14 protein-coding genes are annotated in these 14568 nt (G+C 58.4%); 8 read left to right on the top strand and 6 right to left on the bottom strand.

The features are described 5' to 3' along the window. Nucleotides 1-71: 71 nt before the first annotated feature. Entirely contained in the window at nt 72-1316 is a 1245-nt protein-coding gene (locus tag HWX74_RS12585) for an SGNH/GDSL hydrolase family protein (protein WP_176013876.1), read from the bottom strand. Between the two features lie 123 nt (nt 1317-1439). Next, nucleotides 1440-1877: a hypothetical protein gene (locus HWX74_RS12580; RefSeq protein ID WP_176013875.1), complete on the bottom strand. Its 438-nt coding sequence runs from the start codon at nt 1875-1877 to the stop codon at nt 1440-1442. 178 nt (nt 1878-2055) lie between these two features. On the opposite strand from HWX74_RS12580, the gene HWX74_RS12575 reads away from it, so the two are divergent. The 8 genes from HWX74_RS12575 (at nt 2056) to HWX74_RS12540 (ending at nt 9439) form a co-directional block, all read left to right on the top strand. Further along, nucleotides 2056-3264, top strand: coding sequence for a pyridoxal phosphate-dependent aminotransferase (locus HWX74_RS12575; RefSeq protein ID WP_176013874.1), 1209 nt, complete (start codon nt 2056-2058; stop codon nt 3262-3264). Between the two features lie 3 nt (nt 3265-3267). Further along, nucleotides 3268-3765 (top strand): TM2 domain-containing protein, encoded by a 498-nt coding sequence (locus HWX74_RS12570; RefSeq protein WP_176013873.1) that lies wholly within the window; start codon nt 3268-3270, stop codon nt 3763-3765. 118 nt (nt 3766-3883) lie between these two features. Further along, entirely contained in the window at nt 3884-4780 is an 897-nt protein-coding gene (locus HWX74_RS12565; RefSeq protein WP_176013872.1) for a DMT family transporter, read from the top strand. Nucleotides 4781-5201: 421 nt separating this feature from the next. Then, entirely contained in the window at nt 5202-5471 is a 270-nt protein-coding gene (locus HWX74_RS12560; RefSeq protein WP_176013871.1) for a metal-sensing transcriptional repressor, read from the top strand. Nucleotides 5472-5522: 51 nt separating this feature from the next. After that, nucleotides 5523-7511 carry a heavy metal translocating P-type ATPase gene (locus HWX74_RS12555; RefSeq protein ID WP_176013870.1) on the top strand — a complete coding sequence of 663 codons (1989 nt, stop codon included), beginning with the start codon at nt 5523-5525 and terminating at the stop codon, nt 7509-7511. Between the two features lie 118 nt (nt 7512-7629). Then, on the top strand, nt 7630-7836 hold the full coding sequence (locus HWX74_RS12550) for a YwbE family protein (RefSeq protein WP_176013869.1): 207 nt from the start codon (nt 7630-7632) through the stop codon (nt 7834-7836). Then, the gene (locus HWX74_RS12545; protein ID WP_176013868.1) at nt 7836-8204 is read left to right on the top strand and encodes an arsenate reductase family protein; all 369 of its coding nucleotides are present in this window, start codon (nt 7836-7838) and stop codon (nt 8202-8204) included. The genes HWX74_RS12550 and HWX74_RS12545 overlap by 1 nt, the downstream gene beginning before the upstream one ends. A gap of 5 nt (nt 8205-8209) precedes the next feature. Beyond that, entirely contained in the window at nt 8210-9439 is a 1230-nt protein-coding gene (locus tag HWX74_RS12540) for a DUF790 family protein (protein WP_176013867.1), read from the top strand. A gap of 107 nt (nt 9440-9546) precedes the next feature. Here HWX74_RS12540 and HWX74_RS12535 read toward each other — a convergent pair whose 3' ends face one another. From HWX74_RS12535 to HWX74_RS12520, 4 genes are all read right to left on the bottom strand, one after another. Beyond that, nucleotides 9547-10593, bottom strand: a complete 1047-nt coding sequence (locus HWX74_RS12535) for a glycosyltransferase (RefSeq protein WP_176013866.1) — start codon at nt 10591-10593, stop codon at nt 9547-9549. After that, the gene (locus HWX74_RS12530; RefSeq protein ID WP_176013865.1) at nt 10590-12146 is read right to left on the bottom strand and encodes a lipopolysaccharide biosynthesis protein; all 1557 of its coding nucleotides are present in this window, start codon (nt 12144-12146) and stop codon (nt 10590-10592) included. The genes HWX74_RS12535 and HWX74_RS12530 overlap by 4 nt, the downstream gene beginning before the upstream one ends. Next, nucleotides 12143-13258: a glycosyltransferase family 2 protein gene (locus HWX74_RS12525; protein WP_176013864.1), complete on the bottom strand. Its 1116-nt coding sequence runs from the start codon at nt 13256-13258 to the stop codon at nt 12143-12145. The genes HWX74_RS12530 and HWX74_RS12525 overlap by 4 nt, the downstream gene beginning before the upstream one ends. Nucleotides 13259-13397: 139 nt before the next feature. Then, the gene (locus HWX74_RS12520; RefSeq protein WP_176013863.1) at nt 13398-14465 is read right to left on the bottom strand and encodes a glycosyltransferase; all 1068 of its coding nucleotides are present in this window, start codon (nt 14463-14465) and stop codon (nt 13398-13400) included. Nucleotides 14466-14568 lie beyond the last annotated feature (103 nt).

Genomic DNA, 14568 nt, shown 5'->3' with positions numbered 1-14568 from the left:
ACCGCGCCGGATACGCGTCGGGGGCGAATATTTTTTGGGCAGGAAGAGATGACCGGCGTTTATCAGCGCAATCAGCGGGCTTGCCGAAACAGCGCGGCAAGCCGGTCGGCGATCAGCGCCTGACCGCGCTTGTTCGGATGGGCGAAATCCGCCATCAACGATTCGAATTCCTCCATCGGCAAAGCCTGGAACGCGGCGGAAACGTCAACGACCGGCAGTTGCTTCTCTACGCCGATCGTCCGGATCGCCTCAGCCAGCTCATCCTGGGTATGATAACGGTCGCCCAAGCCCGGCGACGGAGTCAGCAGCACCAGCGCCGGCGCCACGGCGGCGGAATGCCGCACCCGGTCGACGTAATCGAGCATAGCCTGGCGGTAAATTTCCCGGTCGACGTTGTAGATGCGGTCGTTGAAGCCGACCATCACCGTCACCAGATCGGCCGGAAACTCGGTCAAATCGCGTTGCGCCCACAGCCGCAACTCGAAGCTGAAAGCGCCGCCGACACCGAGATTCCGGACGACAATTTGCTCATTGTCGAATGCTTGGCGCAACTGCGCCTGCAGCAAACTCGGATAGGCGTTCCGTTCCGGCTGCTCCACCGAAGTGCCGGCGGTGATGGAATCGCCGATGCAATCGATGGTCACCGCCTCGCCGGCCGCCATTTTTTTCACCACTTCATCAAGCGTCCGGCTGCGTTCCGGCTCAACCGCACCGGCCGGGCGTTCCCCTTCCCCGATCGCCGCCAGTTCGATATTACGGACCAGGAACGAATACGGCGCGATCGGCTCATTGCGGTGGCTGATCTGCCAGTAGGAACCGAAAGTGACGGTATTGAGTTCTTCCAGCGGCAGAATCGCGCCGCCGATTTTCCCGCGGATCACCGCCTCCGGCGCCAGGGGCGACGGCGAACTGTAGACGACATCGAACCCCGGCAGGAATTGCTCGAACGGAACGATCACCGTCTGCCATCCTTCACCGGCGATCGGCACCATGGCGCTGAAACAATCGTAATAGGGCCGGCTGCCCAGCCGGATCGTCAACCAGAAATCGGTATCGAGCCGTTGGATTTCCAACTTCAGCGCATTTTTGCCGACGGCGTTGCCGTTGAACTGACAATGGCGCCGCCCCGGCAAAGTGAACTTCAAAACCGGCCGGCCGTCGAGCGTTTCATTCGCCACCAACGCATTTTCATCGCCGCCCCAGGCGACGCTATCGGCCATCTGCTCCTCAAAAACCGAACCGGCTGCCAGCGGCAACTGCAGCAGTAATCCGAACACGCCGATTCCGACCCAAATTCCGCCAGACCATTTCATCATCGCCCCCGTCGTTGAGTATTATCGTGCAATAATACTTCTTTTCCCGCTTATTTTCAATGACCGGCAGCGAATTTTTTCATTTTATGTCAAGCCTCCGGCCGCGGCGAATAAACCGGGCGAATTTCACAACCGCTCGTCGGCTTCATCGAACGCATAGGATTCCTCAATGCCCGCCGGGCCGGCTCCCTTCTCCTTCCAACGCTCCGGACAGCGGTTGGTCAGCCAGAACAGCACGGCCCGCAGATCCGGCGGCACCTCTTTGACGACGGTCCGTTTTTTCAGAGTTTCCAGCACCTTCCCCTCCCGGTCGACCAGCTCTTCCAGTTGCACTTCCTCATAACGGAATCCCCTGGCCCGTTTGAACAGCGCCTGCTCCACGTCGCGGTCGGCGGTTTCGCCCGGCCAAAACGCCGTTTCGAATTCGGCGTGCAATTGCCGATACCTTTTCAGTGCGGTCAAAGTGATGCCCAGCGCCTGCGCCACCGCGGATTCGCTGCCGCCATTCCGAATCACGGCAGCGGCGCGCACCGGAAAATCCGGCTGATAACGATTCGTTTTCATGACAATCAATACTCCTTCTTCCTGCTCCGACCCGGCGCGCCGATCGCCGCCATGGACCGGTGAAAACCGGAAAAACGTCAACCTTCCAGCCGGAAAAGCCTTGTCAATCACCGGCTTTGGTGATACATTACCCAATTGATCAACCAATGCGAACCAAGCAACCGATGGAGTAACGATCATGCAGTTGATTTCCGATGAAATAAAAGGCTTCCTGGCGAATTCCTCGTGGATCCGCAAAATGTTCGAAGCCGGCATCGAATTGAAAAAACAGTACGGCAACGATCAGGTTTTCGATTTCAGCCTCGGCAATCCGGACCTGCCGCCGCCGCCGAGCGTCAAACAGGCGCTGGAGAAGATCGCCGGCCAGGCCGGCCAGCCCTTTTCCCTCGGTTACATGCCGAATGCCGGCTATGATCAGGTGCGCGCCAGAGTCGCCGCCAAAGTCGCCGCCGAACAGGACGTCGAGCTTTCCGCCGGCCAGGTAGTGATGAGCTGCGGCGCCGCCGGCGGCATCAATGCGCTTTTCCGGGCGATTCTGACGCCGGGCGATGAAGTGGTCTGTCCGGCGCCCTACTTCGTCGAATACGATTTCTACGCCGGCAATTACGGCGCCAAACTGCATGCGGTGCCGACCAGGCCGTTGAGCTTCGAGCTGGACCTGCCGGCGCTGGCCGCCGCGATCACGCCGCGCACCCGGGCGTTCATCATCAATTCGCCGAACAATCCGACCGGCCAGATTTACTCGGCGGCGGAAATCGCCGAACTGGGCAAACTGCTGGCGGCCAAGTCGGCCGAATACGGCCGGGTCATCTATCTGATTTCCGATGAGCCGTACCGTTTTCTCAATTTTGACGGGGTTGAAATTCCGTCGGTATTCCGGCATTATCAGTACAGCATCGTCATCGGCTCCTTCTCCAAAACGCTGTCGCTCGGCGGCGAACGGATCGGTTATGTCGCCTGCAATCCGGCGATTCCCGGGGTCGCGGAGCTGGTCGGCGCGGTCATTCTGACCACCCGGATTCTCGGCTATGTCAACGCGCCGGCCGTGGCGCAAAAGATTCTGCTCGACTGCCTCGACAGCCAGGTCGATTTGAACATCTACCGCCGCCGCCGCGACGTGATGGCGGAGGTGCTGACCGCTGCCGGCATCGAATTCACATTGCCGCGCGGCGCATTTTATTTCTTCCCGAAATCGCCGACGGCCGATGAAAATATCTTTATCCAGGCGCTGCTGGCGGAACGGGTGTTGGCGGTGCCGGGTCGCGGCTTCGGCTGCGCCGGTTATTTCCGGTTGACTTTCTGCATGGACGAAACGGTCATCCGGCGTTCCGCCGACGGATTCAGACGGGCGGTGGAACGAATCGGCGTTGCAAAGGGGGTAAAATAAACGATGAAAAAATATATCGTCTGTCCCGACTGCGGCCGGAAAAGCCTGGTTGCCGACAACCAATGCGGCCAGATCGGCGTCTGCGGCAAATGTTTCAGTAAATTTTTCATCGGCTGGCGGCCGCAGGGCCAGGCGGAAACAATCGTCCTGCCGGAATATCAGGAGGACGGCGAAGCCTCGCAAGCCGTTCCGGCTCTGCGGCTGAATGACGGCGGCGCCGCAACCGTCGCGACCGGCCTGGAAACCCTGCAAACCAACCGCTTTATCGTCGGTCTCGCGGCAATCCTGCTGGGCGCTTTCGGCATTCATAAATTCATCCTCGGCTACCCGAAAGCCGGGCTCATCATGCTGGTGGTGACGATTGCCGGCGGAGCTCTCTCCTTCGGCCTGGCTTCGACGGCAATGGGAATCATCGGCATCATCGAGGGCATCCTGTATATAACGTGCAGCCAGGAAGACTTCCGGCAGCGCTATATCGTCAACCGCCGGGCGTGGTTCTGAGCGAACCGGCGCGTCAAAAAGCCAACCGCATTCTTCCGGTTTTCCCGCGAATGACGCGGTTGACTTTTTCACCCCTCCGCCCAACCATCACCCGTTCATTTCCGGATTGTTTTCACCGATGATCGACTTACCGGCCTGGCTGTTGCCGATTCTCTGCTCCGCGCTCGCGCTGGGCATCTACGATTTATGCAAGAAACACGCGGTTCGCGACAATTCCGTGATGCCGGTGCTCTTTTTCGCCACATTCTCCGGCACGCTGCTGTTCGTCGCCGGCAGCGCACTGAGCGGCAATTTCACCACCGCCATTCTCTGCACGCCGCGGCAATGGTGGCTGCTGGCGGTCAAATCTCTGCTGGTCGGCACCAGCTGGACCTGCGTTTACTATGCGATGCGGGAACTGCCGATTTCGATCGCTTCGCCGATCCGCGCTTCCGCCCCGTTGTGGACGTTTCTCGGCAGCCTGCTGTTGTTCGGCGAAATACCGACCGTACTGCAGGGTGTCGGCATGCTGGCGATTTTCCTCGGGTACTACCTATTTTCCATTCTCGGTCTGCAGGAAGGAATCTCGTTCCGGAAACATCGCGGCGTCCATCTGATCATTCTCGGTACCGTACTCGGCGCGATCTCCGCTCTCTATGACAAATACCTGCTCAACGTCATCCAAATTCCGCGCGATACCGTCCAGCTCTGGTTTTCGCTCGACCTGGTCGTTTTGCTCGGCGGCGCCTATCTCATCCGCCGGTTTCTGCCGGCGCGCAACCGGCCGTTTCAATGGCGCTGGTCGATCCCGCTGACCGGTATTCTGCTGGTTGCCGCCGATTACCTTTATTTTTACGCAGTCAGCCTGCCGGATATCCACATTTCGATCCTGTCGCTGGTGCGCCGCGGCAGTTGCGTGGTGACATTCGTCTTCGGCGTTTATTACTTCCATGACCGCAATGTCCGCCGCAAAGCCTGGGCGCTGGCGCTGATTTTACTGGGAGTCCTCATGCTGGCGCTGGCCCAGCCTTCCTGAGACACGCCTCCCCCTTCCCGACGCTCTGCCGGTTATCGCGAATCACCGGAACAGAGCGCCGGGAGCCTACACGCGCTCCTCTTCCGCGCCACTCCTCACACTCTTCACAATTACGCCTCTCGCCTTAATTCATTTACTCAACAATTAAATTATAGCAAATAAAATAAAAAAAGTCAACTGCTTTAATAAAAAAATGTTGCTTTTTATTCAAAAAATCACAATAATTCAACCAAAAAAGTTTCAATGCAATCCATTAATCGATTAATTTATTCCAAACTGCTTCTCCGCCCCCCCATTCCCGCTTTTTTAACACGAAAAGGATTTGACTTCTCAATATCCTATCCTATAGTATAGGATATAAAATCAAAAAACAGCTTTTCCCGGCAACGGGAGCGGCCTTTGCATGAAAGGAGCAACGACCATGAGTGAACATGTCAACCATGAAGCAGTCATCAAACGGCTGAAACGGGCCGAAGGCCATTTGAAAAGCGTCATAACGATGATGGAACAGGGCAAACCCTGCATGGACATCGCCCAGCAACTGCATGCCGTCGTCGGCGCACTGGAAAATGCCAAGGTGACATTCATGGAGTCGCACATCAACGACTGTCTGGACAAAGCAATCCGCAATCCGGCCGAAGCCCAACATGTTTTAAAAGATTTCAAGACGATCACAAGGTATATGAAGTAACCGGCCCGGCCGGCGGAACTGTCGGATGATTTGAAAGGAATATGATTGATTATGGCTCATTCCCATCAACAACACCACGGGCACGAACACCCCCGCCAGCCGGTCGGCGGCTGCGGCGGCTGTCCGGGCTGCTCGTGTGAATCCACAGGACTCAATTTAACCGGTCCGGAGGAAAAAAGCTGGGTCTGGAAAGATCACTGGCTGCTGATCGCCTCGGCGCTGCTGACCCTGTGTCTGATCGTCATCGACGCGATCGATCAAATCGACCTGAGTCCTTATCTGCGCGTCCCTCTGTACGTCGCCGCCTATCTGGCGGCGGCCTATCCGGTTCTGCTGGAAGCCGGCCGGGAATTGAAAGCGGGAAATGTGTTCAATGAGTTTTCGCTGATGAGCCTGGCCACCTTCGGCGCTTTCTATCTCGGCGAATATGCCGAAGGCGTCACCGTGATGCTGTTTTACTGCATCGGCGAACTCTTTCAGGACGCGGCGGTCGATCATGCCAGGCGCTCAATCAAAAAACTGCTGGACATTCGTCCCGACCGGGTCACCGTCGAACGCGACGGCCAAACCGCCACCGTTCAAGCGGCCGAGGTCAAAATCGGTGAAATCATCCGGATCAAACCGGATGAAAAAGTGGCGCTCGACGGCGTTCTGCTGTCGCCGCAGGCGGATTTCAACACCGCCGCATTGACCGGTGAAAGCAAACCGGATACCCGCCGGGCCGGCGAACCGGTGTTGGCCGGCATGATCAACGGCCGGACGGCCTGCACCATCCGGGTGACCGCCGCTTACGCCGATACGGTTCTGTCGCGGGTGCTGCACCTGGTCGAAGACGCGACGGCCCGGAAATCGAAAGTGCAATTGTTCATCACCCGGTTCGCCCGGATTTACACGCCGGCGGTCATCCTGCTGGCCTTGCTGATCATCGCAATGCCGTACTTTTTCGTCGCCGATTATCAGTTCGATCAATGGTTCTACCGGGCGCTGGTGTTCCTGGTGCTCTCCTGTCCCTGCGCGCTGGTCATCTCGATTCCGCTCGGCTATTTCGGCGGGATCGGCCTGGCTTCGCGCCACGGCGTCCTCTTCAAAGGGGCCAACTATCTCGACGCGCTGCGGCAGATCGACTGCGTCGTCCTCGACAAGACCGGCACTTTGACCCGCGGCGTCTTCAAGGTCGCCGAATTGATTCCGGCCGAAGCAATCGACCCAGCCGAATTGCTCGCCGGCGTCATCGCGCTGGAACGGCACTCCAACCATCCGATCGCCCGGGCGTTACTGGAATTCGCCCCGCAGGCCGACGCCGGTGTGAAAGCGACGGACCTCCGGGAAATACCGGGACGCGGCCTGGAAGGCACGATCGGCGGCAGGCAATTCCAACTCGGCAATCCCCATTGGCTGGCCGCCGAAGGAATCGCCGTCGCCCCGGTCAGCCTGGAGACGCCGCAAACCGTCGTGGCGCTGGCGCGCGACCGGCAATACCTCGGCTGCATCATCATCGCCGACGAATTGAAACCGGATGCGAAGCAAGCCGTCGCCGGACTCAAAGCGGCACACCTGCAGACGGTGGTTCTCTCCGGCGACCGCGGGACGTTGGTCGAAGCGCTGGGCAGGGAGTTGCAGGTAGATGCCGCCTGCGGCGATCTGCTGCCGCAGGACAAGTTGGCCAAAGTGCAAGCCCTGGTCGACGCGGGCCATAAAGTTGCGTTCGTCGGCGACGGCGTCAATGACGCGCCGGCCATCGCGCTGGCCCAGGTCGGCATCGCCATGGGCGGGCTCGGCAGCGACGGCACCATCGAAGTCGCCGATGTGGTCATCCAGAACGATCAGCCGTCCAAACTGCTGACCGCCTTGCAGGTCAGCCACCTGACCCGCAACGTGGTTGTGCAGAACATTGCGCTGGCGATGGGCGTCAAGGGAATCGTGCTGCTGCTCGGCGGTTTCGGCATGGCGACGCTGTGGGAAGCGGTATTCGCCGATGTCGGCGTCGCCCTGCTGGCCATTCTGAACGCCGTCCGGCTGCAGCGGCAAAAATTGTCCTGAACGCGCTTTCCGGCCGGATTTTCCCCAACCGGCGTTTGACAGTCCGGCCTCCGGCCGCTAAAGTTTCATCCGGGCCCAATGATGGCGCCCGAAACGCTTGAACCGAGGAAACCAGAACATGAATGGACGCAATCGTTCCGACATCGGCATCGGCCTGCTGGTGGATGTCGTCTTGAAAAAAGATCAACCGACCGGCAGGCTGACGCGCGGCCACGTCAAACGAATCCTGACCAGCAGTCCCACCCATCCGCACGGCATCAAAGTGATGCTGGAAGAAGGCAATCAGGTCGGCCGGGTGCAACGCATCATCGAGGAGGAACTGTGATGAAATATCTGTTTGTCGAATATCCCCCCTGCTCCACCTGCCGGAAGGCAAAAAAATTTCTGGACGATCACCGGATCGCCCATGTCGACCGCCATATCGTCGAAAACACCCCGAACGCGGCGGAACTGACCGCCTGGATCGAACGCAGCCGGCTGCCGCTGAAAAAGTTTTTCAACACCAGCGGCCTGCTCTATAAAAGCCTGCATTTGAAGGAACGGCTGCCGGAGCTGTCCGAAGCGGAAGCCATTCGCCTGCTCAGTTCCAACGGCATGCTGATCAAACGGCCGCTGCTGATCGGCGACGATCTGGTACTGGTCGGTTTCGATGCCGAAAAATATGCCGAATTGACCGCCGGCGGCCGGGACTGACCGCAATGCTGACGCGCGATTTGCTCAGCTACCGGCGGCGCGGGGAATATCTGAAGCTGCCGTTCATCGATCCGCTGCAGCCGCGGCTGCTGGAGACCGCCGCCCGCCTGCTGGCAATTTACGGGCAGGCGCTGACCGACCGGATGCGGCGGGAAGAGCTGGAGGAGTTGCTCGATCCGCTGCTGAAGGGACAGGGCGAACCGAAATTGCTGGGCGGCCTCAACAAATTGATTCTGGACGGCTGCGAATTTTCCGGTGCCGACGGAGGCGACTACGGCCCGAACCGGGCGGAATTGTTCGACTGCAGTGCGGCCGCGCTGTCGAAGGGGACGGACTATCCAACTTACCGGGCAACCATTCTTGCGGCGGCGCCGTGGGCGGCCGAAGACATTTATGCCGACCTGCCGCAGAATGAGCGGCTGCTCAAAATGCGCCGGTTGTTTCCGCGCGAACTTCTGGAACGCTACAACGTTTCCCTGGTTCAGTCGCTGCTGCTCTACGCCGACCGCCTGGAATTGACGGTGGCGGATGCCGAACCGGCCAAATTGCGGCGTTTGTTCAAGTACCTGAAGTTTTTCCGGCTGCTGGCCACCATCCGGCGTTACCGATCGAACTCGCCGCGCTGGAAAGGCAAAACCGCGCTGCAACTGGAGATCAGCGGACCGTTTGCGCTGTTCGACAACAGCCGCAAATACGGTCTGCAACTGGCCTGTTTTTTTCCGGCCGTCTGTGCGCTGCAATGCTGGCAGTTGAGCGCCGCGATCCGTTTGAACGGCCAGGCCGGCAAGCTGGTGCTGGACGAAAACAGCAAGCTGGTGTCGCATTACCGCAACTTTTCCAGCTACGTGCCGGAAGAGATCGCCATGTTTCACAAATTGTTCAAAGAGAAAATCGCCGATTGGGAAATTGTCGGCGAAACGCCGTTTCTGCCGGTCGGCGGTCAGGAGGTGATCTTTCCGGATCTGAGTTTCCACCATACGGGCGGCGATACGACGGTCCATCTGGAACTGTTTCACCGTTGGCACTACACCCAGCTCAAACAGCGCCTGGCCCAGCTGACGAACAGCGACAAAACGCCGGCTTTATTATTGGGCATCGACCGGTCCCTGCTCAAAGAAGAGGAATTCGAATCCCTGCTGGCCGGTTATCCGCAGTTGCAGTCCAAGGTGTTCTACTTCCGCGATTTTCCCGGCGTCGAACGCGTCCATAAAATGTTGAACCTGCAACTGCCGTGATCCCCAGGCCCCTTCCCGGAGCCGGCAAACTCTCAAGCCGGTTCCGGGGTGGAGCTTAACCGCGTTTCAAACCGAAACGCTCCGGCACCGGCAGGCGACTGCCGGAGTCAATGCGGCGGATTCAGACGGCAGAACCAGTAAACGACCGGAGCGCCCAGCAGCGCCCCCACGAACAGCAACCGCTTTTTCAATGGCAGCGACCGGTTGGTCACCAGCCGCCAGCCGCCGACTTGACTGCGGAACATTTGAACGAACGTTCCAATCCGGCGTATTTTTTCCCTCAACGGCTGATCGGACAAAATTTCGATCTGGCTCTGCTGACGCAATAAATTCAACAGCAATTCATCCTCGGCATCCGGAAAGGCGGCCGTCAAACCACTTTGACGCAGTGCGTCCAGATAATGCGCCGTCACTTTGGCGGCATTGGTCTCCTGTTTGAGACGCGATACCGTTTTGCGGGTGAAATATTGCGCGGTGACCGAATTTTCGAAAAAGATGTAGTGATAAAGCACCTGCCGGGTGGTGACCATGCGCCGGATCCGCGGCAGCACCGCCAGATAAAACACCGTATCTTCCAGCATATGCAAATCCTCCGGAAAACGAATCGAATACGTTTCCAGCAACTCCCGGCGAAACAGCGATATCACCGGAAACCCGTAAACTTTGACGCCGCGCCGCAACAGCAGCGGCAAAAACCATTCCGACAGGTATTCGCCATGTTCGAACACCCCTTCCGGCAGTGTCGGATGGTTGCTGCGGCATTCCCCGTCGGCCAACTGCAGACGGCAGGAGCTCAAATCGGCGTCGTTGGCAACGGCATTGCGGTAAAGCACTTCAAACATTTCGCGGTCGACATAGTCGTCGGCATCGCAGAAGCCGACATAGTCGCCCCGGGCGCGGGCCAAACCGGCATTCCGGGCCGCGCTGACGCCCCGGTTCGGCTGTGTGATATAATGAACAAAATCACAGGCGGCGGCAAATTTTTCGGCAATGGCGCCGCTGCGGTCGGTCGACCCGTCGTTGACCAGGATAATTTCCAGCGAAGTCAGCGATTGGCCGACCAGCGAATTCAGACACGCTTCCAGCCGGGTTTCGACATTGTAGATCGGCACGATGACCGAGACCGCTACTGGTTTGCCGACATCACAGCTCATCGGCGGCCGCCTTTCCACTGCCGCCAAATCTGCCGCCAGCGCGTCAGGTATTTGCGCCGGAAAAACCGCTTTTCATCGGCGGAAAGCACCCACCAGTAGGAACATCCCACATAGGCCAGGCCGCCGGAACTGCCGCCGATCACTAGAAGCCAGAAATCCGACAGTGAGCCGGCCGCGAATGTTTCGAGCAGCAGAGCAATCCCCACCAGCGGCAGCGCCGCTGCCAACTGTCGGAAGCAAATTTCATAGAGCAATTTCCAAACGCCGATTTTCAGGTAACGAAGCATCGGCGGCGCGATAAAAAAGACCGTGGTGAATACCTTGATGATCAGCGCCGCCCAGACCACGCAGGTGATGTTGAAGAACTGCAACAGCACGATGCAGGCGGCGAAATTGGCGACCGACTCCCAAATGGTGATCCAGGAGAGTAGCTTATGTTTTTCGGCCATCAGCAGGAAACGCTCCGGAATGCTGCGAAACAGCAAACCGATATAAAGCGAGACGACCATCAGTTGGCAGATGGCCAGTACCAGCGGTTGATCAACCTTGAATAGAAAACGGATCAATTCGGCGGCGAAAACGAAGATTCCCACCATCATGCCGGAAGACAGAAAACTGTTCCAGCGCATCGAATTGACCAGGATTCTCGACAGTGCCCGGTGTTTGCCCTGCGCGTAAAACGAGGCGGAAATCGGCGTGATATTCTCCTGATAGGGGCCGGTCAACTGATTCATCAAATTCGGCAGCCGGCTGCCGATCTGGAAAAAGCCGACCTCCTGCAGACCGCAGAAAATACTGATCAGCAGCGGACTGACCCGCCCCCATAACAGCCTGGCCACCGAACAGAGGTAGACAAAACCGCTGAATTGGAAAATTTCCCGAAACACCTCCCGGCTGATCCACAGGCGCAGCCGGAAACCGGGAATGGCCGGACGGATGTAAAACAGCATGGCGAGGTTGGTCAGTAGATTGAGCACCAGCGTGAAGGAGATCAGCAGCAGCAATTCCCCTTTGCAGGCAAACACCAGCAGCAATCCGGCCAATTCCAGCAGCTTGGAAACGATAATCACATAGTTGCGCTGATAAATTTTATGCAGCCCGACCATGATTTCCGGAAAGATGCCGGAAGGGAAAATCAGCGCGGAACCGATACCGAACAGCAGGAAGCAGCGGCGGCAGTATTCGATCCGTTCCGCCGGCGTGTCGTCCAGATGGAACAGCGTGACGACGAAAAATGAGGCGGCCACCGTACAGGCCAGAATGATCAGCGACATCACCGCATGAAAGGAGAAAATCGTCGAGATAATCCGGTTGTACCGTTTCAAATCCTGTTGAAAAATGCCGATGGAGGTGTATTTCTGGGCCGTGACGCCGAACCCGAAATCCAACAGCAGCGAATAGCAGAAAAAGGACCACAGCAATGCCCACAGGCCATAATATTCTTCACCCAGATAAGCGATCAGCCAGCGGGTGACGAGAACCCCCTGCAGCAGCTTCACGCCCATCGAAAGATAATTGGTCAGCGTATTTTTAACGATCGGAATTTTTATCATTTTGCGTCCGGCGCCTTGCGGTGAAGCCAACCGGCATTTTTCAATTTCCGCCAGAAGACAAAAATCGCCGGATAATAGATGAAGTTAAAAAACAGTTCCGCCGGTTTGAAACCATACCGGCAACGGGCCAGGCGCATCACCGGGATCATCAGCCGTTCGGACCTTTTCGCCGCGCGGGCAACCGCTAAGTAGGCGGCAAACCGTTCGGACGGCCCGAAACACCGCCGAAACATCTCACGGCGCTCGGCGCAGGACGGCCGATTGGGATTGAGCCTGCCGAGGCGGGAACGCGTGAAGAAGCTGTGGTGCAGAAAATTTTTGCAATAATAATCGGCCAGCGGCCGTTTGATCCGCGCCGGAATGTCATGCGTCCGCCAATACTGCAAAACGGACTCCGCATTGGCGGCCCGGTCAGCAATCGATTTCCGGCTCTGGGTATTGGTGATGGATTGTTCATTGCAGCGGTAATTGTAATGGGAATACTCGGTCGCCGCCGTCTTGCCGGCCACCAGGAACACCCGGTAAGTCCATTCATCATCCTGGTGCATGCGACCCGGCACCTGGTACAGCCGGTTCTCCCGCAACAGACCGGTCCGGAAAATGTTCAGCCAACTGCCCGGAATCCAATGTTCGAGCTTGCCGTCCGCCAGCATCGCGTCGACGCCGGAGGCGAAGCGCTCCCCTTCCCGGCCCAAGCCCAGACATTCGCGCGGCTCCCACACGCCATCCGCCCGGCAATACCAGCAGCGAACCGCCGCCATGACGATGTCCGGATGATCCGCCTCGCGAATGAGCCGGTCGAACCGCGCCAGCGCCTCCGGCTCCAGCCAGTCGTCGCCATCCAGAAAAACAATATATTCCCCGCCGGCGTGGTCGATGCCGTAATTCCGGCTGACCGAGGCCGACCCGGAGCGCGGCAGCGTCACCAACTCAAACCGCCCGTCTCCGGCGATCGCCTCATGCAGGACCTGCCGGGTACCGTCCTTGCTCTCCTCGTTGACGATGATCGCTTCAAATTCCGGAAAGGTCTGCGCTTTGACTGAAGCGATCATTTCGGCGGCATAGCCGGCAACGTTGCAGGCCGGCACCACAATCGTAAAAGGAATCTTCATCACCCCTTCTTCCACTCTTTGTTCCTGTCCGCCGGCTCCCCAATCGCGTTTTCCGGCAAGGCATACGTTACTCCAACCTTTTACATTACATGGTCCCGCCCCAAAAAACAAGCCGGCGGGTTCCGTTTCCGCCGGAAAATCACGCCGACATTTTCCGCCAGCGCGCCAACCGGCAGAACAAACCGATCCCCGGCCGGCCGGCCGACAGCATCCACTTGAACCCCTGCTGGGCCCGTGACAATTTTCCCCGCCGCCAGAACTCCCGGTCCCCGGCCGCCGCCCGGAACGCGGCAAGCACCCGGTCAAGTTCACGCTTCCGCTCCGGTGCCGACAACCGCGAATCGGACAGCACCCACTGCGACCGGTGATAAAGAGTGTTGATCAGCAGCGCCGCTCCGGCCTCCGGGAAAAACTGCGCCAGGCGGTGTTCCCGATAAACCCGCAGCCGATTATCCCAGGCCAGGAACCAGTTGCGCTCCAGCTCATGGAAGGCGGCGGCACGTTTTCTGAAAATCCGGGCGCAAGCCGAGTTTTCGGACAGCCGGTAATGGTAAAGCACCCGGCTGGTCAACGCCAGCCGGGTGACATACGGCAGATAACGCAGAATGAACGCCTCGTCCTCGGCAAAAGTCATGCCGGGCGTAAAACGCAGACCGTGCCGTTCGATCACCTCACGCCGGAACAGCGAAATCGGACAATATCCTCTCACGGCGCCATCACTCCAATTCAGGCGCAACAGCGGCCGGAGGTAACGGGAACGGATCGCCTCGATTTCCAGCACCTCGTCCCCGCTGCCGGGCAGATTGGTACGGATGTCTTCCCGTTCGGACGAATCGCACTGCAGGGCGCAACAGCTCATTTCGGCATGATTGTCGACAGCCAGAGCCAGCAGGACCGCGCACACCTCCGGTTCGGCGATGTCGTCGGAATCGGCAAAGTAAATCCAGTCGCCGGCGGCGACGGCCAGGCCGGCATTGCGGGCGGCGCCGACTCCGCCATTGGATTGCTCGATCAATTTGAGCCAACCGGGGTATCGCCGGGCATATTCCCGGCAAATCGACGTGGAATCGTCGGTGGAACCGTCGTTGACGACGATCAATTCAGTCGACGGCAAACTCTGGCCGAGCAGCGAATCGAGCGCCGCAGCCAGACCGGCGGCCGAATTGTAAACCGGAACAATAATGCTGACATCGGGGGAAACGCTCATGTTTTGCTCTCAATTCGTTGTTTCACAACTCCAAACAACAAGCGAGAAGAAAAGACCTTTTCCAGACCGGTTCTTTTCTTCTCGCGCGCTTCAGTCGCCCGGC

Source organism: Victivallis sp. Marseille-Q1083 (genome assembly GCF_903645315.1).
GTDB lineage: Bacteria > Verrucomicrobiota > Lentisphaeria > Victivallales > Victivallaceae > UMGS1518.
The sequence above is the reverse complement of the archived record's forward strand: the minus strand, read 5'-3'. Positions and strand labels throughout refer to the sequence as shown.